Genomic DNA, 23801 nt, shown 5'->3' with positions numbered 1-23801 from the left:
TAACCCTTAAATGAATGATCAAGCAAGAACAAGCCGAAAAGTTCTTAGGCAAGCATGAGCCTAAAGAACTCAAAGAAGCCGATTTAGCTTCTTTCTCCGCCCCCTATCAAAAGTTGGGCGCGTATATTACTGGCCTTATGGAATATGAAGAAATAGGAGCTTTTGAACAAGAGTTTGCCTCCTATAACTTCCCTGATAAGCTTTGGGAGAGCAAGGAAGGAAAGGCACTTGCCTTGCTACTCTTTGGTAAGGAAATAGCCCCTTACGCGTAGCGTGTCTGGGACTCTCTGCTGGCCTATCCCTACCTAAGATGGTGGGGGCGTCGCCCTTTCCGCTCGGAAAATCCTGCCGACTATACCGAGGTGCAACTCTCTAAGATGTCTACACTGCATAACTATTATGGCTCAGGGGTGGGCGTGTTGCCTATAGCCGAGCAATTCCAATATGTGATCTATAGGGAGTATAATGTGGAGGAGTTCTTTGCTTTGGTGCTTTCAGAGAATCCTGATGCTTACTATGCGCTTTTTAAGGACATTTTCTCCAGCGAACACGAGATAGGGGGCGTATGTACCGTACTGATTAAGGCCGCCCTAATGGTGGAAGATACGCGTTACCGCACTTTGGTGGAGAAACTTCTTTTAGCCGCTCAGCTTCAGGAAGGCTTGAGACAAACAATCTTGGAATCCTTGGACGGCACCTCTTTGGCTTCCTTACAGCACTTTATAGGAGTCATTCTCCAGCACAACCTCACCCGCTTTAGCAGTGTGGTACGTGCGGTAGATGTATGGTTTGGTTTTGGCTGGGAAGCCCCCCAACAGCCGGTGATCAAGCGTACTTTGGAGCTGGCACAAACCTTCCTTGCTGATCACACAGCTGCTGAGAAAGCAGTGAGTAGTAAGGACAATATAGAACGCTATGTCGCCCTATGGGCGGTGGGGGTACACAGTGTACAACAGGCTATCAGCTTAGCGGTGAAGGCAATCCAAGACCCTCAGACAAGTCATGAGGGGCGTATCGTTACCCTCTACTTTGTACGAGAAACTGGAAGAACCGACTGGGAGATAGCCACTTATGCGGAAAACCATTTCGGAGAAGCGGCTGATTTGGACTGTTGGCTCTTGCAGAACCTCCCCGAGGGTAGTCTCTCCCCAGTGCTTTTTGACCGTATGCAGGCGGTTGCCAAGGCGCTACCTAAGGAGGGCAAACACTTTGAGGGTGTGGGCTTCCGTTGGCTCAACTTTACCCTAAAGTCACAGGATATTTACCGATTTCTCATAGGTGAAGCCAATGAGGAGCAACAAGAGCGCTTGGCAGGGGAACTCTCGGAAATTCCTGTAGAGGTGCGCCAGAACCTTCTGCAGAATGTGTATCCAGTGCTGGGTCGCGGGCGCTACTATTACGAGAGTCCAGCAGAGAAGAAAAAGAAACCTGAAAAATATCCAGCCGACTCTTGGCAGCGTGCCTTGGTACGTACCGCCCTAAATGATAAAGCTTCTTATGTAGCCGAGATTGCTTTTGAGATTCTTAAGAAAGTACCTTTAGTGCATGACGATATCTTGGCGATAGAGCAGGTACTCTCCCGCAAGAACAAGGAACAGCGCAAGGAGAGTGTGGCACTACTTATCAAACAACCCGAAGCAGTACTTAAGGATAGTACCTCTCGTATGATTGTCTCCAAGAGTGCCGACCAGCGCTTGGCGGCTTTGGAAATCTTGACTGTACTTCAGGAGGAAGAAAGGCTTACCGATTATGTAACTGAGCAAGTAGAAGCCTATAAGGGTCGTAAGCTCACCAAGAACGAGCAGGTGCTAATGGACAAGCTCGCCTACAACCCTGATGAGACAGGGGAGCAGCGCTATGACCTCTCCAATGGTTTTGGCGTGATTGATTTTGACAGGCTTACGCCTTTTGCCTTGCCTCAGCCTCAGTTTGATAAGGAGCGCAAGGAAAAAAAGGGCTTCCTCTTTGACAAAATCATAAGGGTGGAGAAAGTACGAGAAGCCCTTAACGACCTATTAGCCCTATGGCGCAAGAACAAAGACTACGAATATGCTTGTGAGTGGTACCAAGGGGAAACAAGGACACAGCTACTGGGGCAACAAATCTATCGAATGCATGCTACCAAGGAGGGCGAAACCCCTATGGAGGTATTGGAGGATTATCCTTTGGCAGTGCTATGGAAAGACTGGCACCAAAAGCACCAGCTCAATGAGATAGAGTACCAGTATGCAATCCGCTATTGTCAAAATCTTTATTATGAAAACAAAGTACCCAAGCAACTAAAGGACTATCTGGCAGGCTATTATCCTGACTTTAAGGTAGCTTTCAAGGGTGATTTGGGAAATTATTACGACAGTGAAGCCCGCCGCTTGGAAGATCTTTTGACCCCTATAAGCGAGGCTTATGCCCAGGACAAGGCGTTTTTGGCCAGCTTCAAGCTCTCTGTTTTTGAAGATGTGTTGGCTACCTATCCACCTGAAAAGCGCCACATAACCATAGAGCGTGATTACGAAGATTTGAGCTGGACAGATGTCATCCAAGACTATGTCATCTCTATAGACCAAGATGAAGAAGGGGATATAGAATACTATACCCCTGAGCAGCGCTTTAAGCTCTGGCAGTTGCTTTACTACACTTATGCCCAAAAACAAACTAAGAACGACCTTTCTTCTTATACCCCTCAGAGCGTACTGACAGGGCTACGTGCCAAGGTACGTGAGGACGAACGCCTACCAGGGATAGGAGGAAGTCTGATGGGGCTGACCCTAAACCTCTACCAAAAAGGCCAACTCTCGGCAGATGACCTCTTATTCTTCTGCCTTTTGGAGGACGAACTCTTCACTGTTGTGCAAGGAGGAGAAAACTACTTCTACCGAAGGCTGCCTGAGGCGCTTAGAGCTTCGCTTATCTTCCCCGACACCCAGCTGGAACTGCTCAAAACGCGTATGCTCCAGTTAGAACTACAGCGGGGAGACCTACCTACCGATGCCTCTATCTATATACAATACCTGCAAGAGGTAGAGGGCATGCACTACTTCTTTGAGGCCTTGGAGCGTATGGGCAAGGAGCCTTTTACTAAGGGCTATTACTACGGCAGTAGTGTAACCAAGCGCCATACCTTTAGCCATATCTTGGAGGTGAGCCAGCCGAGCGCTACCGATACTTTTGCTGCCTTTAAGGCACATTTGGACAAGACCAAAATCACCGACAAACGCTTGGTCGAAGTGGCTTGCTACGCCCTACATTGGGCAGACTGGATAGGGGACTACCTCCAGATCAAGGATTTCAAGGAGGCTATTTGGTGGTTTATCGCTCATACAACCGACTATATGGATGCGGAAAAGGAAACCATCGTCTCCCAATACTCCTCCGTACCCCGTGATGACTTTCAGCGGGGCGCTATAGATGTGGATTGGTATCACCGCATACATCAGTCAGTAGGCAAAGAAGGTTGGAAGCTCATACAAGAGTCAGCCAAGTACCTTTCCGAAGGGATGGGGTATCGCCGTGTAAAGCTGTATTCTGCGGTGCTTACAGGCGAGATCAAGTTGGATGAAGTCATCCAAAAAATCACAGAAAAGCGTGATAAGGACTATGTGATGGCATTAGGTCTGGTGCCTATCAACAAAAAGAAGGAAGAGGAAGACTTAGTAAGCCGTTATAACCTTCTGCAGACTTTCCTCAAGGAAAGTAAGCAGTTTGGTCAGCAGCGCCAAGAGAGTGAGAAGAACGCGGTCGAGATAGGACTTGATAACCTCTCCCGCAATGCAGGCTATGAGGATAGTATCCGCTTTAGCTGGGCAATGGAGGCCAAAGCTACCCAACAGATTATGGAGAAATCAACCCTTGTGCTGGATGACACCACTATTAAGTTGGTTATTGATGAACAAGGCAAGGCAGAATTGGAAGTCACCAAGGGAGAAAAGACCCTTAAGTCTATCCCTGATAAGTATAAGAAAGACAAGCAGGTAGAAGTCCTCAAGGATAACAAGAGCTATCTTACTAAGCAGTACAGCCGTACCCGCCTATCTTTGGAACAAGCGATGCTTTCACAAACGCTCTTTACGGCGGCTGAATTGTCCAAGATTCTAGAGCACCCAGTGGTAAAGGCAATGCTTAGCAAGCTCGTACTATTTAACCCTGAGACACAAGCTTCAGGCTTTTGGCAAGACGGCAAGCTCCTCAGTGCAGAGGGGACACTCACGCCACTTAAGGCAGATGACAAACTTCTTATCGCCCACCCAAGCCATTTGTTCTATGCGGTACAGTGGGATTTGTACCAGAAGTATCTCTTTGACAAGGAATTGAAACAACCTTTCAAGCAGGTATTCCGAGAGCTCTATGTCCCCACTAAGGATGAATTAGAAACCAGCAACCGCAGTGAGCGCTACCAAGGTCACCAAGTACAGCCCCAGAAGACCGTGGCACTACTCCGTGGTCGTGGCTGGACGGTGAATTACGAAGAAGGACTCCAAAGAGTATATCACAAGGAAGGCTTCCGTGCCACTATCTATGCGGCAGCCGATTGGTATACCCCTTCAGATGTGGAAGCGCCAACCTTAGAATACGTAGTTTTCTACAGCCTTAAGGATGGCAAGGAAGTACCGATGAAGGAGATTAATCCAGTAATCTTCAGTGAGGTGATGCGTGATGTGGATTTGGTGGTGAGTGTAGCCCATGTAGGCGGGGTAGATCCTGAAGCGAGTCATAGTACTATGCAGATGCGAGCAGCCTTGGCCAGAGAGAGTGCGCGCCTCTTTAAGCTCTCCAATGTGGAAGTTAAGGAACGCCATATCCTTGTCAAGGGCAAGCTGGGCGAGTACAGCATCCACTTGGGCAGTGGTATGGTAAGCCGAGGGGGCTTGCAGCTGAGCATCCTTGCGGTACAGAGCCAACACCGCGGACGGGTATTTCTACCTTTTGTGGATGACGATCCCAAGTCGGCAGAGATCATCTCCAAAATGCGCCTACTTGCCGAGGACGACAAGATCAAGGATCCTACTATCCTCAGACAGATAAAGTAAGCAGTAAGCAGAAGTCATTAACCATTAATCATTAACATTATGATCGAACAAGAACAAGTAAATCAATACCTTGCTCCTTTCAAAGCAAAAGAACTTAAAAAAGAGGATTTAGCTTCTTTTTCTCAATCCTATCAAAAGTTGGGGGAGTACATCCTTAATAAGTCGTCCTCTAAGGAACAGCGACATCTTGAAGCTAATTTTCCCTCTTTGGGATTGCCTGACAAGCTTTGGGAAACCAAAGAAGGGAAGGCCTTGGCGACACTTCTTTTCAGTGAGGTGCAAGCACCGTATATACAGCGTGTCTGGGATATTGCCTACCAGTTTCCCTATAGCTACACTTATAATCGACGTCCTTTCCGCTCTCCCAACCCAGAGGACTATAGAGCGGAACAGCTCAGAACCCTCAAGAGACTTCGTTCTTTCTATAACGTAGGAGTAGGAGCCCTATCTGTGGAAGAGCAGTTCCAGTATGCCTTCTACAAAGGAGGAGAAGAAGATTTCTTTGTTGTGGTGCTCTCCGAGAATCCCGATGCCTATTATCCACTCTTTGAGGAGATTTTTTTTGGCGAACATGAGATAGGAGGGGTGTGCGAATCACTTATCAAGGCAGCTCTGATGGTGAAGGATCCTCGCTACCATACTTTGGTAGAGAAGCTCCTTTTAGCAGCTCAGCTTCAGGAGGGACTCAGGCAGACTATCTTGGAATCCTTGGATGAGACGACTATCCCTGTACTTCAGCACTTTATAGCACTCATCTTGGAGCACAACCTCACTCGCTTTAGCAGTGTGGTACGTGCGGTAGATGTATGGTTTGGTTTTGGCTGGGAAGCCCCTCAGCAAGCGGTGGTCAAACGGACTTTGGAGCTAGCACAGACCTATTTGGTGGATTTGGATAAAGCACGTGAAGCAGTCAGTAGCAAAGATAATGTAGAACGTTATGTAGCCCTATGGGCCGTGGCTGTCTATAATGTACAGGAGGCACTAAGCCTTGCTACAGAAGCTCTGAACAATACCCAGACCAGCTATGAGGCTTGTGTGGCAGTGCTTTATTTTATGTACCAGACCCAAAAGAAAACCTCTGAGATTCTCCCCTTTGCAGAGAAATACTTCGGGATAGAACCGGCTTGGGATTATTGGATTCTACAAAATCTTCCTAAGGGAGAGATTCCACAAGAACTATTTGAGAAAATGCGTACAGCAGCGCACAAACTCCCTAAGGATGGTAAAAATTTTGAAGGGCTCGGCTTCCGTTGGCTTAATTTTACAGTAAAACCTTTGGATATTTATCAGTCTATACTCAAGGTAGCCAACGAACAACAGCAACAGATTCTGGCAGGAGAACTTGCTGAGATTCCTGTCGATGTCCGCCATATCCTACTCGACGATATCTTCCCTGTGCTCTCTCGAGGTCGTTATAGTTATTATTCAGAGGAAGAGAAAAACTTGCCACCAGAGGATTACCCTGCCGACTCCTGGCAACGTACCTTGGTGCGTACTGCCCTGAATGACAAGGGACCTTATGTGGTGAGCAAAGCAATGGAGGTGCTCAAGAAAGTGCCTTTGGTGCAGGACGATATCCTCGCCCTTGAGCAGGTACTCTCCCGCAAGAACAAGGAACAACGCAAGGAGAGCGTGGCCTTGCTCGTTAAGCAACCCGAAGCGGTGCTTAAGGATAGCACCTCCCGTATGATTGTCTCCAAGAATGCCGACCAGCGCTTAGCTGCCTTGGAAATCCTCACCATATTACAGGAGGAAGGAAGGCTTACCGACTATGTAACTGAACAAGTGGAAGCTTATAAGGGGCGCAAGCTCTCCAAAAATGAACAGGTACTGATGGACAAGCTCACTTATAATCCCGAAACGGCTACCGAGCTACGCTATGACCTTACCAATGGTTTTGGAGTGCTCAACTTGGACAACCTAACTTCCTTTGATCTTCCTAAGCCTCAGTTTGATAAGGAACGCAAAGAGAAAAAGGTCGGTTTCCTCTTTGACAAGCTTGTAAATATACAAAAAGTAGGAGAGGGGGTCAGTGAACTTTTGGCTTTGTGGCGTGCCAACAAGGATTACGAATACCAGTACGAAGGCTATCAGGGAGCTACCGAGACAATCCTCTTAGGCAATGTCATCAGGCGTCAGCACAAAGGCAAGGATGATGAGACTCCTATGGAAATACTCGAAGACCTGCCATTGACCGACCTATGGAAAGGCTGGCATGAGAAATACCAGTTCAATGAGGTTGAGTATTACTTTGCCAAACGTTATTGCGGCAATCTCTACTATGAAAACGCAATACCTCAAGGCTTGGATGATTATTTGGCTATGTATTACCCTGACTTCAAGGTGCGTTTTGAGGGGCAAGTACATAGCTACTATGGAGAAGCCCGTAGGGCAGAAAGCCTATTAGGCTATCTGATGAATGCTTATAGTGAAGACAGAGCGCTTTTGGCAAGCTTTAAGCTTTCTGTTTTTGAAGATGCTTTGGCTACTTTCCCCAAGGAAAAGCGCGGGGAGATCTACAAGCGCGGTTATTCTTCCTTGGATTGGGACGATGTAGTGACGGATTATGCCGCCGTAGTCTATTATGGGGACGATGGAGACTTCCCTTATTATACCGATGATCAGCTCTTTAGGCTTTGGCAAATCCTCTATTACCTATATATAGAAGTAAAGAAGGACTTAGATGCCCAGAAGAATACGATAAAAGATGTTCTTCCTTATGTACGCAACTTTGTACGCCGAGAAGAGCGCCTGCCTGGCATCAACGAAGGCTTGCTACAACTGACTCTCATGCTCTATAACAAGGGCAGACTTACCACCGATGATCTTATTTTCTTCTGCTTGCTCAATAATGAGTTGTTTGCTATGGCACAAGGAGCAGAAAATCACTTTAGCCGACGATTGCCTAAGTGGATCAAGGATACCCTTACTTTCCCTGAGATCCTCTTGGAAGAGATCAGAACCCATATGCTCCAAGTAGAATTACAGCGTGGCGACTTGCCTACCGATGCCTCCGTATATATCAGTTCACTCAGTGAGATAGAGGGTGCCCAATACTTCTTTGAAGCCTTGGAACGAATGGGCAAGGAGCCTTTTGCTAAGGGTTATGGTAGTGGAGTGAGTAAGCGCTTTACTTTTAGCCGTATCTTGGAAGTAAGCCAACCGAGTGCTACCGATACTTTCACTGCCTTTAAGAAACACTTGGATGAGGTAAAGCTTGATAAGAAGCGCCTGGTGGAAGCGGCCTGCTATGCGCCTCACTGGACAGAGTGGATTGGTGACTACCTCAAGATCAAAAGTTTCCGTGAGGCTGTCTGGTGGTTTATCGCTCATACCACCGACTATATGGATGCAGAAAAAGAAACCATCGTCTCCCAATACTCCTCCGTACCCCGTGACGACTTTCAGCGTGGGGCTATCGATGTGGATTGGTACCACCGCGTGCATAAGGCAGTGGGCAAGGAAGGATGGAAGCTTATCCAAGAGTCGGCCAAGTATCTCTCCGAAGGTATGGGCTATCGTCGCGTAAAGCTCTATTCAGCGGTGCTTACAGGCGAGATTAAGCTAAGCGAAGTCATTCAGAAAATCACTGAAAAGCGAGACAAAGACTATGTCATGGCATTGGGTCTGGTGCCTATCAACAAGAAAAAAGAAGAGGAAGACTTAGTCAGCCGCTATAACCTCTTGCAGACTTTCCTCAAGGAAAGCAAACAGTTCGGGCAACAGCGCCAAGAGAGCGAGAAGAACGCCGTGGAGATAGGCTTGGATAACCTCTCCCGCAATGCAGGCTATGAAGATAGTATCCGCTTTAGCTGGGCAATGGAGGCCAAGGCTACCCAACAGATTATGGAAAAAGCCACCCTCACCTTGGACGATACTACGATTAGGCTGGTGATTGACGAGCAAGGCAAGGCAGAGCTGGAAGTCACCAAAGGCGACAAGACCCTCAAGTCTGTCCCTGATAAGTATAAGAAAAGCAAGGAGGTAGAAGCCCTTAAGGAAGGGAAAACCTACCTAACCAAGCAGTACAGCCGTACCCGCCTATCTTTGGAACAAGCGATGCTTAGCCAAACACTCTTTACTGTGGCTGAGCTACATCGTATCATGGAACACCCAGTGGTAAGAGCGATGCTCAGCAAGCTGGTACTCTTCAATCCTGAGACACAGGCTTCAGGCTTTTGGCAAGACGGGCATTTGCTCAATGCGGAAGGTGAAAAGGTAGCTCTCAAAGCAGATGACAAACTCCTGATTGCCCACCCAAGCCATTTGTTCTATGCGGTACAATGGGATTTGTACCAAAAGTATCTGTTTGACAAGGAACTCAAGCAACCTTTCAAGCAAGTATTCCGAGAATTGTATATTCCCACCAAGGATGAATTAGAAACCAGCAACCGCAGTGAGCGCTACCAAGGTCACCAAGTACAGCCCCAAAAGACGGTGGCACTGCTTCGTAGTCGTGGCTGGACGGTGAATTACGAAGAAGGACTCCAAAGAGTATATCATAAGGAAGGCTTCCGTGCGACGATCTATGCGGCAGCTGACTGGTATACCCCTTCGGATGTGGAAGCACCAACCTTAGAATATGTAGTCTTCTACAGTCTTAAGGATGGCAAGGAAGTGCCAATGAAGGAGATTAATCCGGTAATCTTCAGCGAGGTGATGCGTGATGTGGATTTGGTGGTGAGTGTTGCCCATGTAGGAGGGGTAGATCCTGAAGCCTCTCATAGTACGATGCAGATGCGAGCAGCCTTGGCCAGAGAGAGTGCGCGCCTCTTTAAGCTCACCAATGTGGAGGTTAAGGAGCGCCATATCCTTGTCAAGGGCAAGCTGGGCGAGTACAGCATCCACTTGGGCAGCAGTATGGTAAGCCGAGGAGGCTTACAGTTGAGTATCCTTGCGGTACAGAGCCAACACCGCGGACGGGTATTTCTACCTTTTGTGGACGACGATCCCAAGTCGGCAGAGATTATCTCCAAGATGCGCCTACTTGCCGAGGACGACAAGATCAAGGATCCTACTATCCTCAGACAGATAAAGTAAACAGAGGGCTGCGCCTATGTAGGGGTAAAATCTGCACGAGTAAGGGTACACCCACATGATGAAAGGCAAGCGTATCCCAATTTAATATAGTCAAGAGTTGAAATGTCTTATTTCTAATGCTCTAAGAAACAATTTATTGTCTCTTGCATAGGGTTAGAAGTTGGATAATTTCAACTCTTGATTGTTATTATTAATCCTTGCTCGATGTTAAAAATTCCTGTTCGTAATTAATTATGCACATTTCATGAATATTTTTGAAAAAAAATCCTTTTAATTAAAAATTTTTTATAACTTTGCTTTTTGATAGGTTTATAATAATTTCTTAGTAATAATAAAGGACTGAGGAAGAATCTATCCTATTGTGAACCAATTTTTTGCACAACAAAATCTAAAAATTTTTAATTATTTATCCTATGAAGACTAAACTTTTTAAGACAAAAAAATATACTGCCATGAGAAAGTATCTATATATATTGTTTGCCTTGTGTATGTTCCTTTCTTCTTTTGGGGTATGGGGACAACCTAATAATACACCCGTGTCACTCCGATGGAATAATGGAGGGCAAGCTGTTAAGGGGGATTTTATACAAATAGGTAATATACGTAATTTCTCTACAGAGGCTCAAAGTTCAGCTACTTTGAAAGTTCCGACACATAGTAGTTGTCTTCGTGTAAAATGGGCTGGATTGTATTGGTCAGCTTATGTTCCTATAGGAGATAGACACAATTCACGAATAGAACAGGTAAAATTTAAAATGCCTGGGGATACACAATTTCGTGATTTACGAGCAGATGTTCATATGTATTCAAATTTTGCTAATAGTGGAGACTCTTATAACTGTTTTAAAGATGTAACTTCTTTACTACAAAGTAAAGGTGCTAATTTTAATAATGGAGAATACACAGTTAGTGGCATTTATTCTCCCAATACAATAGGAAGTTGGGGAGGATGGACATTGATTGTTGTCTATGAGGATATACAAGCAGCTACTTCTAAAAAGATATATATATATGATGGAGCTGAATGGAATTTCTTTAATTATAATGGTACACAAACAAAAACAATTCCTATTACAGGATTTCAGACTCCTCCTGCACCAGCTCCCATTAAAGCTCGTATGGGTATATTTACAGGAGCCGGAGATAAAGGAACCTCATATACAGCAGGTGATGAAATACGGATAAATGAAGTAAAGCAAGGACAAGCCTCTAACCCTAATGCTTATAATGATTTTATGGATGAAACAATATCCTTTAATCATTCAGAAGCAGCAATGCCTCGAAATCCTAGTGTAACTAATCACATAGATATAGATATATTTGATATCCCAAACCCTAATAATTCTGTTATAAAGAATGGTGATACTTCCTTGACAATTAAATTTGTTGCTTCAGATGCTTATATAACCTATACAGTTGCTTTATCTGTTGATGCTATAGCCCCTCACATAGAAACACATAAGGAAGTACTAGGCTTAGAGAATGCTCAATGGAAAGATTTTACAGGGAAGACAACCGCATTTGGTGAAGCGCTCAAGTATCGTCTTAAGTTCCGTAATATAGGAAATGACAATGTCCGTGATGCTGTCTTGGAGGACTTACTTCCTAAAGGGGTAACCTATGAGAATTTTGAAACATTACCCTCGGGGGTGACTTTTGTTTCAGCAACACCCAATTATAATAATACAGGGCGGACCTTGGTGAAGTTCAATGTGTCACCTTCACTCTTACAACATTCTTCTACAGCACCTTTCTCGGCATCTATTACAATCAATGTGAAGGTACAGCCTGATTGTGCCAATCTTATTGACTTATGTTCCAATGAGTTCAAAAACCAAGCAGAAATGGTCTATCATGCGGTCTTGGACAATAAGGAATATCGCACGGGTTCATCCGCTACTACTGGGAGCGCTTGTGACCAAAATAACGAGAGTGCAACAATTTTCTTTGTCAAGGATGATACTTGTCAGGCTCAAGACTTGCCTTATTGTGGCAATATGACCCTAAAAGGAGGAGCTGGCTTTGCTGCATGGAAGTGGACTAAGGAGGGGCAGACTGGTACAATCGCTACCACTGAGGATCTCCAAATCTCGACCCCAGGGGTATATTGGGTAGAGCGTACACTGCCACCAGGAGGAAACCGTTGTAACAACCAGTTAAGAATAAAATATAATGTGCAGACACGTACTGGGGAAGAAAGACATCCTATGCGTGATGCTTCGTATGTCACTGAACGAAAGGTATGTAATAATACAGGGATAGAGTATCTCGGGGTTTCTGTATGTAATACCAATGTACCTATGGCTATCAACAATGCTACACTTTCGGATACGCAGGTGACTTGGTATCGATATAAGACCCAAAGAGCTGCAGATGACTGTCCTCCTCAGGTTGCTAACACAGGTATACAAACAGATAGTAACTGGGAGTTCATACATACAGGTAAGAATCTGAACATGACACCTGCCTTGGTGAAATATGCCAATGGTACAGAGTTCGCCGTGCGATTAGGGCATGCCAATTGTCCACTTACTTATCACTTCCGTGCCTATAAGGGAGAGGTTAATTATAATGCTATTGCTGAAAATATCATCTGTGGTACTGGGAAAATCAAAATAACAGGAATCCCTACAGGTTCTTTCCAATACAAGTTGCAAGGTCCTGCTTCTTCCAATTATACAGATATTCCTACTGGGCAGACAGCTATAGATATTCCTGTAACACAAGCAGGACACTATAAAGTGTATATTCGCCAAAAACTCACTGGAGGTGCTACACCTTTTCAAAATAATGTGTGTGAATATATTAAGGAAGTAGATGTATATGAATTAACTACTACTAATGCCTTTACTCTTACACAGGTAGAGGAGGTCAAGTGTGTGAGCTCCAATCCTAACACTGGAAAGATGCGTATAGTCTTGGATGCCAATGTCACTCTCCCTGTCAAGATAGAGGTGAAGAAGGGTACAACTCTTATACATACTTATACAGTAACTAATACTACCCAGCTTAACTCAGATAATATCCCTGCTACCAAGGCTGTCCTTCATTCACTTGCAGCAGGTAATAACTATTCAGTAACACTTACTCCTACCTACAAGACAGGCTGTTCTGTGACACAAAGTAATTTTGAGATTACTCAGATCCCTGAGCTGAAGATTAACAATGGAGCGGCCAAGACCATCACTTGTGGTTTAGAAAAGGAACTCACCGTTACCGTACAGGGAGGTAAGCTCAATTCTGTCAATGGGCGCTACCACTTCATCGTGGATGGTATTCATAATAATAATGTAAGTGAAGTCTTCGAGAACAAGGCAGGAACCCCTGAGGTACACACCTATACTCTCAAGATCAAAGATCCTTGGGCAGGACCTGGTTCTAAGATATATAAGGTAACAGTATATGATGAAAATAACTGTGCAGCGACAAAGAATATTACTTACACTTATCAGGAAAAACCAACCTTTGACCTTACCAAAGTGGTTGATGCAGTCTGTGGCCCTGCTACAGGTAGCCTGAAGGTGGATAACATCAATGCAAACTTTGTCACTACAGACTATACCATAAAGTATAAGTTGATCAAAAAGAACTCTAACGGCACTTGGCCTGATTGGTCGTCTCCAATCAAGGATCAATCAGATCCTACTTTTACGGGCTTGGCTCCTGGGGACTATCGTGCACGTATCTACTATACTAAGGGTACAGTAACCTGTCATTATCCAGAAGATTGTATCACTTATCAGCTTGAGAACGGACAGACTCGTACTGACTGTAACCCACCACATACCGATCCTAAAGAAGCCAACATAAGTGAGGGCAATGGACCTATCCGTGCATTTGCTGGGGTGATACAGCTTGCTTGTGATACACCACCTAACTCTGCAGAGATTTATGTGGCCAACGTAACAGGCGGAACTAATAATATATATGAATATAGTATCAATGGAGGAGCTTGGCAGACAACTAAGAGCTTTTCTAACCTTCGTCCTGATACCTATATAGTGCGGGTAAGAAATAAAGTAGCTGCCGGACAGCCTTTCTGTGAGTGGAGTAAGACCCTACAGGTGGAGGCGCCTATCGCCAAGCCTGTCCTTAGCAGTACGATAGAGTATGACTGCGAGGGAATCGCTCGTATGAAGGTCACTTCCAGCCGTACAGACTATAGCTACCTTACTGTACACACTCCTACCCATGGAGCAACACCAGGAGCTCTACCTACAACCCCTCCTACGGGAACATTCAATAATGGTACAGTACCCAATGTGGTCTTCCCAGCGATTACCACATCAGGTACCCAGACCGTAAGGGTGTTCTATAAGCAAACCGCAAATCCTAGCCCTATCGTCTTGATACAAGAAGATTTTGGGCAAGGGGAAAATAGGTGTGATCCGAATGTATACTCAGCTTACGCTTGTCAGCCTAACAAAAGTTCGTTCATCAATGATGGGGAATATGTGATTACTTCTTCCGAGAATGGAACGCTTGTCTTGAATAATGGTTGTTGGACAAAACCTAATGATCATACAGGGCTTACCAATGGGCGCTACTTGGCTATGAACGTAGGTAGTATAGGTTTCAATCGTCCTATCTATGTCAAAGAGGTAGAGGATGTCGTACCTACCCAACCTATTAAGTTCAAGATGTATGTATACAATCTCTGTCACTGTTCTTCTTGTGGCTCACCATCTTTCCAAATTCGTTTGGTGAATAAGCTAACAAATGCAGTGCTTTCAGAGTCTACTACTCTGGCTCCACCTATCAATGGTCATGATCCTAACGCATGGCATGAGTTCTCTGGTGAGTTAGCCTCTCCAGGGGTAACCTCCTTGCGTATTGAGATCGTCAGCAAGAGCCCTGTCATAGGGGGTAATGACCTTGCCTTGGACGATATCTATGTATACCAAGAGCCTAAGGCTTGTCCTAGTAGTTATGTAGACTTAACAGCTACTATAGAAGCAACAGATGCCAAGAAGATGAAAATCACCTCTCATACTACTATAGATGAGACTTGTAATGGTTTGAATGATGGTAAGCTTACCTTTGGGGTAGCCAACTATGGCAATGTGGCATATACTTGGAAGGTGGTAACTCGAGGCACTACTACCCAGGTACAGGGAGGCACTAATAACACAGCAGGTCTTACTGTGAACAACTTAGCTCCAGGTCTTTATACATTGAAGATTACCTCTGGACATCAGAAGAAGTTCAGCAATGATCAGGCTTGTGAGGTTACACAGGACTTTGAGATCAAGAGAAATGCTAAAGTAACAGTAACTCAGAATAGGACTATAGATTACCTAGACTGTAATATAGATAGGAAGCAGATGCTTATCTTCTCTCAGAATGCAACGGGTACTAACCAAGGAGTGTTCAACATCATGGGAGGTAAGCAGACACCGAGCGCGCCGCTGAGATATACGATTAAGGTAGTAAAAATTCCTTCAGGAGCTACCGATATTCTCACTCCAGATTCGAATGGAAACTACCGTTATGTAGTGGTAGCAGGTACTTACCAGATAACTATTACAGACGACAACAACTGTAATGGAGGTCATGGCACCTTCACCTACAAGGTAGAAGCACGCCATAAGATTGGTACTGTGAAAGCAGAGTACAAAAACTGTGTGGTTGCCAATGGTATAGGTGACATGGAGCTTAGCCACACTTTCATTGGAGGTGCAAGCAATGGCAAGCCAGTAACCTATGATTGGAAGAAACAGGGTGATGCTACATGGACAGCGGTGTCTGGTAATACCATTCCTAAAACAACCCTTGATGGTTGGACAAAAGGAGTTACCTACCTTATCCGAGCTAAGGATGAGTACAGCTGTGAGAAAGAGATAGAGGTATCAATCCCAGTAGAGATTGAGAACCTAACTACGGCAGACTATACCGTAGTTCATCCTGCGGCAGCCTGTCCTCCTAATCCAGTAACTCCAGGAAGTATCACAGTGAACCATGTACGAGGTGGTAGTTCAACCCCTACTTATCACTATGCTTTTGTACCAGCGGGTACTCCACCACAGGATAGTGACTATACAGCGACCAACGCGAAGTCAGGTATTACCACGGGTGGTGATTGGGATGTATATATTAAGGATATAGCGGCAACACCTCCTACTTGTGGTAAGAAAGTGACCACAACACCTATTCATATTGAAGATCCAGTACCTACAGGAGGTGATTTAGATCCTTCAGGCACTATCAAGCATACATCCTTCAGTGCTACCTGTGAAGATGGACAGGGTGGTAGCTTGGTGATTGAGCGTTTCCGTGGTAAAGGAGGGTTCCGTGTGGAAGTAACCAAAACAGCTCCTGCGGCTTTGCCAACAGTAACCTATCGTATTCCTAAGGTAGCAGTAGCAGGTAAGGTAACGATCAATCCAACTACGGGAGAGATGGTAGTAACAGGCTATGTGATAGACAACTTATCCAAAGGAACCTACAAGGTAGAGATATACGACGAGGGTAATAGTAACTGTGCTGTTCCAGGGATGGTGGGTAAATCCTTTACCATTGCAGATATGAGTATTAACTTCTCTCCTTCAGGAGCAGTGACTCAGTCTAACCCTAACTGTACAGATACTACTATGGCCTTTGCTCTAAAGGCAACTAGTACCATAGTTCCAGCCAGTGAGTATGAGATAGTATACCGCTTGGTACGACATAATGGAGCTCCAGTAACCAATGGAGACGAACAGTGGAAGACAGAAGCACAGCGACCTATACAGGCACCATACACAGGTCAAGGCTTGGTAGGAGCGATGTATGGAGGTGTGGCCATAGGAGATAAGTTTACCGCTCAGATAGGAGTAAGAAGGAAGTCTGACAATGCCGTGGTATGTACAAAGGATATTCCTGAGTTTACCCTTGCACGTCGAGCTAATGATTTGACCCTTACACCTAAGGTAAATGCTAATTGTAGTAATTTTGATTTGGATGTGAAGTTTGGTGCTACGGGAACTTATCACAAGGTAACCTTCTATCTTAACTATGATAATATTGCCCATACAGCAGAAATGACCTCAGGGCCTCATAGTAACTATGCAGCAGGAACTACCTACACTTTCACTGGCCTTCAGAAGGGTAGGAATTATACAGTAAATGTAGTCTATGAGACTTCTTCTTCTTCAGGAGAATGTAACGAAGGTTTGGAAGTACCTACAAACTCTGCCAATACCCCTGCTATTCAGGTGGATAACTCAGCAAGTAGAGGAGTGGCTTGTGATAATGCAAGCACACCAGTGAACATACGTTTCCACGTCACCCTTACTACAGGGGGAGGAGGAGCCTTACCTTATAAGATTTATGAAAAGACCAATACAGGTCTCACACAGGTAGGTACAGGTACAGCGAACCCAACTCCAGCGGGATCCAATACCTATGAGATCTCTTACAACAGACCTACACCGCTTCCTGCGACAGGTCAACCCTATGTGATATCCTTCACTGCAGCGGGTTGTGATTCTTATAGTGGAGATATCACAGTGACCCCACCAGCAGCAGGTCGTGCATTGACTCCTGGTACTCTCTCAGTAGTGGCAGCGAAGACCAAACCAATGAACTGTCAGGATGGTACAGCCAAACTCACTGTCAAGGGTGGAGCAACAGGCGGATATGGACCATTTACATATAGCTTGTTGATGGAAGATAACATAACAGCACCTTCCACTTCCTTCTTAAGAAGAAATATAGTAAAACGTAATATAACAGATCTTACTACTGATGTAGAATTTGATCTTAGAGAGACAGATTTCAATGTAACGGGTACCAACTGGTGGAGTACAGTATTCCCAACCTTGACCTTCAAGGTAAGAATTACCGATCAGGCAACAGGTTGTGAGGTAACTGCTACCGCAAGTGGTAATGCCTTAGGTAAGTTCCTCTCTAGCAAGCATACTGCTACAGCGACCTTGGATATCAACAAGACTGCTACAGGAGCGAATGCTTGTGATGCCAACGATGTGAACTATAAGCTGAAGATTACCTTGTCGAATATCAATGCGACAGTGGGTACGGCACTTACCTTTGCTGATTACGAATACTCTATTGATGGAGGAGGTACCTATACGACCTTCCCAGCCGCAACGGTTGAGGTAGATATACCAGCGCTCTTTGATCAGAATAAGGTTAAGGTAAGATCTAAAGAGAGTCTTTGTGAAGCGAACATTACTTATGCAGGAGGAACGCCACCGGGAGCTAACGAGCGTTTGACATATCCTAAGCTTAAGTTTACCGCTGAGAAGAAGACGGATATGGCTTGTGACAATGCAGGGGTATATACAGCGACGTTTGACTTGAAGATCACTAGTGGTTCAGACTTTGTGACCTCACCTACGGTACCTGCACCATTTACACCAGCAGGTAATCGTTATCTGATCAAGGTAACTGAGGGTACAGGAGTAGCCGCAGGCACAAGAAATGCCTTGACCACAGCACCAGCAGGTACTACCTTTACCACAGCGGTAACCCCTGTAGGTACAAATTTACATAACCAGGAGATTAAGGTAACTTATACAGTACCACCATTCCCAACAGCACCAATTACGTACAACGTATGGGTGAAGGATTTGGGTAACAAGTATTGTGATGAGTATGTAGCCAGTGCGCCTATTGTGGTGAATCCTGCGGAAGATCCTAACAATCTAAAGGCACGCCATACGATAGACCCAGCGAAGATTAGCAATGTAGTAGGTTGTACCCCAGGAGGTACTACTGGTAGCTTTGAGTTTACCCGTACCATTACCACAGGAAGAGAGAATGTATCCTTTGTATATGAGTTATACTACAGTACGACAGGAGCTGCAAGTTCATTTATAGGATCAGGTACAGTAGGTGATGGAGACATCATAGAGCGTACTACAAGTACAGTTCGCTATAAGGTAACAGGACTTAAGGCGGGTTACTACCAGCTCAGAGTGAAGAGCTCAGCCAATGGTAGTTGTGGTCAGGATGTTACAGGCTTCTCTGGAGGGGTAGTTCAGATAACAGAACGTCCTATCCCAGCCTTTGATGCCAACCCACCTGCCAACCCAGGTATAGAGATTGTTCAGGCAGGTTGTGGTGCTGCCACTTCCTATGGGGTAACGCCTAAGCAGTCCAATGCACAGCTCTACCTCAATATTAAGGGAGGTACTGCACCTTATAAGGTAGAGATTTATGAGGCAGGTAATGTAATCCTTACTCAGACAGTAACCTCTACTACACCTCCAGCACCTTACCCAGGACCTACAGTGTACACAGCGAATGCCACTATAGACCTTCCTGCTAAGGATGTGGATTATACGATAGTAGTAAAAGTAACGGATGCGAACGGATGTGTATTGGCTATTCCAGGTTCATTCGTAGGAACTGTTAAGACACTACAAAAGATCACAGGGGCAACCTTCCATCGTACCCAACAGATGAGCTGTCAGCCAACGGGTACGGAACAGGTGACCATGACAGTGACCCGTACGAATGGTTCAAATACAGGAGGATACAATGTATATATAAGAAAGATGACCGGAGCAGGAGCTCCTACTGAGGTAGCAGGCTATGACTCAGCTGCCAGAACAGCGGGTACTGCTCAGATAGGGGGTACAGGGGTAGGTACGATTACCTTCCCTCAGATCGCCGAAGAAAGTGCCGATTATGAGATTACCTTGACCGATAAGGATACAGGATGTACTTTTGTGGTACCAAGTGGATATAGAGTAGAGAAGGCTAAAGCACCACGAGTGAACTTCTTTGTAACGGCAGGAATCTGTGGAGATACTGCTTCACCTGCTCCAGGTACAGTTGGTGTAACCTTCAGAGTAGAAGTAGAAGGGGAAATAGGTACTGGAGGATATACTTGGTTTGTGAAGAAGTCAGGAGGAACTACCTATGGTACCCAGACAGGGCATGGAGCTTCAGACCAGATGACCGTACATATACCTGTAGGAGATGTACCACAGGGTACTGCGATAACTTTTGAGACTGAGGTAACTGTAGTGGGTACACAGTGTAAGACAGCGGCGCAGCTTACAGCTACCCGTCCACAGAATATCAATGCAGTGAGCAAGGTATTGCGCTATATGACTTACTGTAATGGAGAAGCTCAGAACGATGCTCAGATAGGGGTTACCTCAGCTCCGACAGGAGGTTGGGGAGCACCATACCAATACCGAGTAGTAACCGATGGTAATGCAGGTAGCTTCACCGATCAGATGACCTTTACCGTAGGGGTGGGTACCCACTATATAGAAGTGAGAGACTCACGCGGATGTACAAGGAAATTGGATAGCTTTACCTTTGTGCCTTACCATGGTCCATCTATGCAGCTACAAGCACCGAATGCACCAACAGCGACCAAGATACCAAGCTGTGTAGGCTCTCAGGATGGAGAGATTAAGCTCACTGGGGTAATAGGAGGTAGTGTAACAGCTACCACACCATCACCTTCAGGATCTACACCAACGTTGATAGAAGGACGCTTGTCTTACGAGTTGTTCGATGCGACCACAGAAAGATCCTTAGGTAGAATCTTGCCAGATGATAACCCAACCACTCGTGGTACGGTAACCTTCTCTGGTTTAGGAGCTGGTAAGTACTTTATCAGAATCACCTCGGATATGCTTTGTGCCGATGACAAGGTTGATTCACAACCTGTAACAGTCAATGACCCAGGTACAATCATTGCCAGAGCGGAATTGACTAAGTACCCAGGCTGTAATACAGCAGGTGACATCACCGTACAGATAGAGGGCAGACCGAATATGAATCCTACAAGAGGTACTTATAAGGTAGAACTCTATGACATTAGTGCAGGTCGTCCAGGTACTTTAGTGCCAGTAACCCCAACTATTACGGGAGCTTACCAGACAGGAGTAACGGCTGTCTTTGCCGCAGCAGTAACTACACCAGTAAGCTCGGATAGAGTATACTATGCTAAGGTAATGGATAACGGTGGAGGTACAGGTGCTTGCGAAGGAGAATCCAACGAGGTACATGTAGCCAAAGTGAATCCGATAGATGGCGCTATAGATAATGATAAGAGTGTGACAAGCCTCAAGTGCTATGGTAGCTCTTATGGTAAGATTGTGGTAACAGCTACAGGAGGTAAGAACGATGAGCCTTATGTCTTTACCCTTAAGAGAAATGGAAGTGTTGTACCAGGCTTATCTACACCGAATCCGAATGCACAAGGAGTATTTGAAGGACTTGATGCCTCTGATGACTATAGCGTAGAGATTAGCCAAGCCGTGGGAGTATGTATTCCTAAGGTAGTTCAAGTACCGATAAAACAAGAAACCAAGTACACGGTAGAATACGAAGTGAAACAGGTGACTTGTAACGGAGATCATGATGGTTCTATCGAGATCACTACAACTTCAGGTCAGACCAAACTTGATGGTACTCAGAGAAAGCTTACCTATGCGATTAGTCCTCGCTTAGACCGCTTCTTGGACAATGGTGGTAAGTTCGAAGGCTTAGCTCCAGGTAAGTACTATGTGATTGTACAGGATGAAAATGGTTGTCGTCCTAATGAGATTAAGGAGAAAGGTCAACCTACACCACTTGGAACCGATATTATAGAGTTTACCATCACCGAACCGGATCCGCTAAGCGTAACAGTACGTATGGATACGGTAGAGCACGAAAGCTGTGCTGGAAGCAATGACGGAAAGGCTTACTTGCGAGTGATTGGAGGAACACCACTAAGAACAGTGGGCAATGATAAGGTATACGAATACTCTAAGGATGGAGGCACTACATGGGTTGAATACCATAGTGATGGTAATGGTACCCTCATAGATGGCTTAGCCCCTGGCGACCATACCATCAAGATAAGAGATAAGAATGGCTGTCAAGCCGAAGCAACCCTTACCATAGAAGCGGGCTCAGAGGTGACCCTCAAGCTCAGCGAAGGTAAGTACGAGTGTGTGAACAATGTGATTAAGTATGTGGTAGAGGCCAGTGTAGAACCTGCATCAGCAGCGCTTAATGTACGTTACTTGCTCGATGGAGTAGCTCATAACAATACCCGCTTTGAGTTGGATGTGGATCTTCAGACCAATACAACTAAGAGCTATGTAATCTCTGTAATCCATAAGGTAGCAGGTCATGGAGAATGTAGAAAAGACTCTGCACCGATTCTGGTAGCTCCAAAGACACCGCTTAAGGCGCAGGCAGATAAGATCACTAGCGTAAGCTGTCACGATGGCGCTGATGGTTCCTTCGAGGTAGTAGCTCAGGGAGGCTCAGGTAAGTACGAATATGGACTTAAACAAGCCGATGGCTCTTACAGATGGCAGGGTACGAACAACCAGTTCAAGGACCTTTCTGTAGGCTCTTACACGGTAGGAGTGAAAGATACAGAATATGGATGTATCTATGAGGTAGTCAATACAGCGATCATCGCACCTACACCGATACTGATCACTCAGAATAGCATCACCCATGTAGGATGTAAGGGCGAAGCCAATGGAGAGATAGAGTATGTACTCAAGGGAGGAAATCCTCAGTATAGCTGGGAGGTATTCTTCGAAAACGGAGAAAGCACTTCTAAGCGAGGTACAGGAGAGAGAGAAGCTACACCATTCAAGATACAAGGTCTTAAGGCTGGTAAATACCTCTTGGTGGTGAAAGACGCTAAGGGTTGTAGCCAGAAGAAAGAGTTTGAGATCATAGAAGGGGTAGACCTCAAAGGAGTGATCACACAACACTATCAGTGTAATGCGGATATCAGTGAGAACAACAAGGTCTTGGTAGTGGATGGTTCAGGTCCTAATAGTGACACAGCTGCCGAAGCTACTTACGATGTATATGTATCGGTAACGACTCCATACTTGGTAATCAACCCAAGTTCAGGAGGAGCGATAAACCGCTTGCGATATGCGATTACCACCCAGGGTGGATCCCCAATCCAGCGATATGAGTTCAATGGAACTACGCCTACAGGAACTGATAATACGCACAATATGTACAAGATAGCCCATGCATCGCTACTTGCACAGCTCAATGCGGTACGTCCGTTGCAAGAAGGCTTGAACAAATACGAATTGCACTTGTACTATTTCAATAAGGATAACCCAGCGATGAGTGATCCGCCATTGTGTCAGGAAGTGAGAGAACTCAATATTGAGTACTATCCACCGATCAAGATCACCAACCAGAGTATCGCCAACGACCTTAACTTAGTAAAAGTGAAAGTAGAGGGAGGTAAAGAGCGCTATACGGTATACTTTAGTGGAGCTCAATACCACACAGGAGAAGAGGTTAAGGCGCACTATGTACAGAAGGTGGACGATGTGAAGGCAGGAGATGAGGTAGTTTACTACGTACAGAAGACGGATTATGAAGAGGTGAACCCAGCCACAGGCAAGGTAGAGAAGAAAGTCCGTGTATATGTAGAGGACAGCAAGGGCGAGCTCAAGCAAGAGAATGGAGGCAAGCAGGTATGTGCTCATTCAGTATTTATCTATAAGGAATATATGGATGTGGTGATACCGAACTACTTCACACCGAATGGAGATGGCGAGTATGACACATGGGCACCGTTGAACTTGGCCAGCTATCCACATGCCGAAACGATCATCTATGACCGCTACGGCCGCCAGATAGCGACCTTGAACAACCGTCAAGAGTGGGATGGTACCTACGGAGGCGAACCACTTCCAACGGGAGATTACTGGTATGTACTTCGTCTGAACGAGCCAGATGACAGCCGTACCTTCAAAGGCCACTTCACCCTTTATAGGTAGCGATCAATGA

General features: G+C 45.4%; 2 protein-coding genes and 1 pseudogene. All 3 read left to right on the top strand.

Features of this window, described 5'->3' with window-relative positions; translation table 11 throughout:
* Positions 1-14: 14 nt before the first annotated feature.
* Positions 15-5024: pseudogene (locus tag CAPGI0001_RS02735) on the top strand (DUF5724 domain-containing protein).
* Between the two features lie 39 nt (positions 5025-5063).
* Positions 5064-10064 (top strand): DUF4132 domain-containing protein, encoded by a 5001-nt coding sequence (locus tag CAPGI0001_RS02730; RefSeq protein ID WP_002666797.1) that lies wholly within the window; start codon positions 5064-5066, stop codon positions 10062-10064.
* A gap of 452 nt (positions 10065-10516) precedes the next feature.
* Positions 10517-23791, top strand: a complete 13275-nt coding sequence (locus CAPGI0001_RS02725; protein ID WP_162013384.1) for a T9SS type B sorting domain-containing protein — start codon at positions 10517-10519, stop codon at positions 23789-23791.
* Positions 23792-23801 lie beyond the last annotated feature (10 nt).

It is taken from the genome of Capnocytophaga gingivalis ATCC 33624 (assembly GCF_000174755.1).
Taxonomy (GTDB): domain Bacteria; phylum Bacteroidota; class Bacteroidia; order Flavobacteriales; family Flavobacteriaceae; genus Capnocytophaga; species Capnocytophaga gingivalis.
Note: the sequence above shows the minus strand (reverse complement) of the source record. Positions and strands in the feature narration are given on the sequence as shown.

What these genes read in the sequence shown, in the direction of transcription:
- CAPGI0001_RS02730 (WP_002666797.1), top strand. Translation starts at nt 5,064, where the DNA reads ATGATCGAACAAGAACAAGTAAATCAATACCTTGCTCCTTTCAAAGCA.
- CAPGI0001_RS02725 (WP_162013384.1), top strand. Translation starts at nt 10,517, where the DNA reads ATGAGAAAGTATCTATATATATTGTTTGCCTTGTGTATGTTCCTTTCT.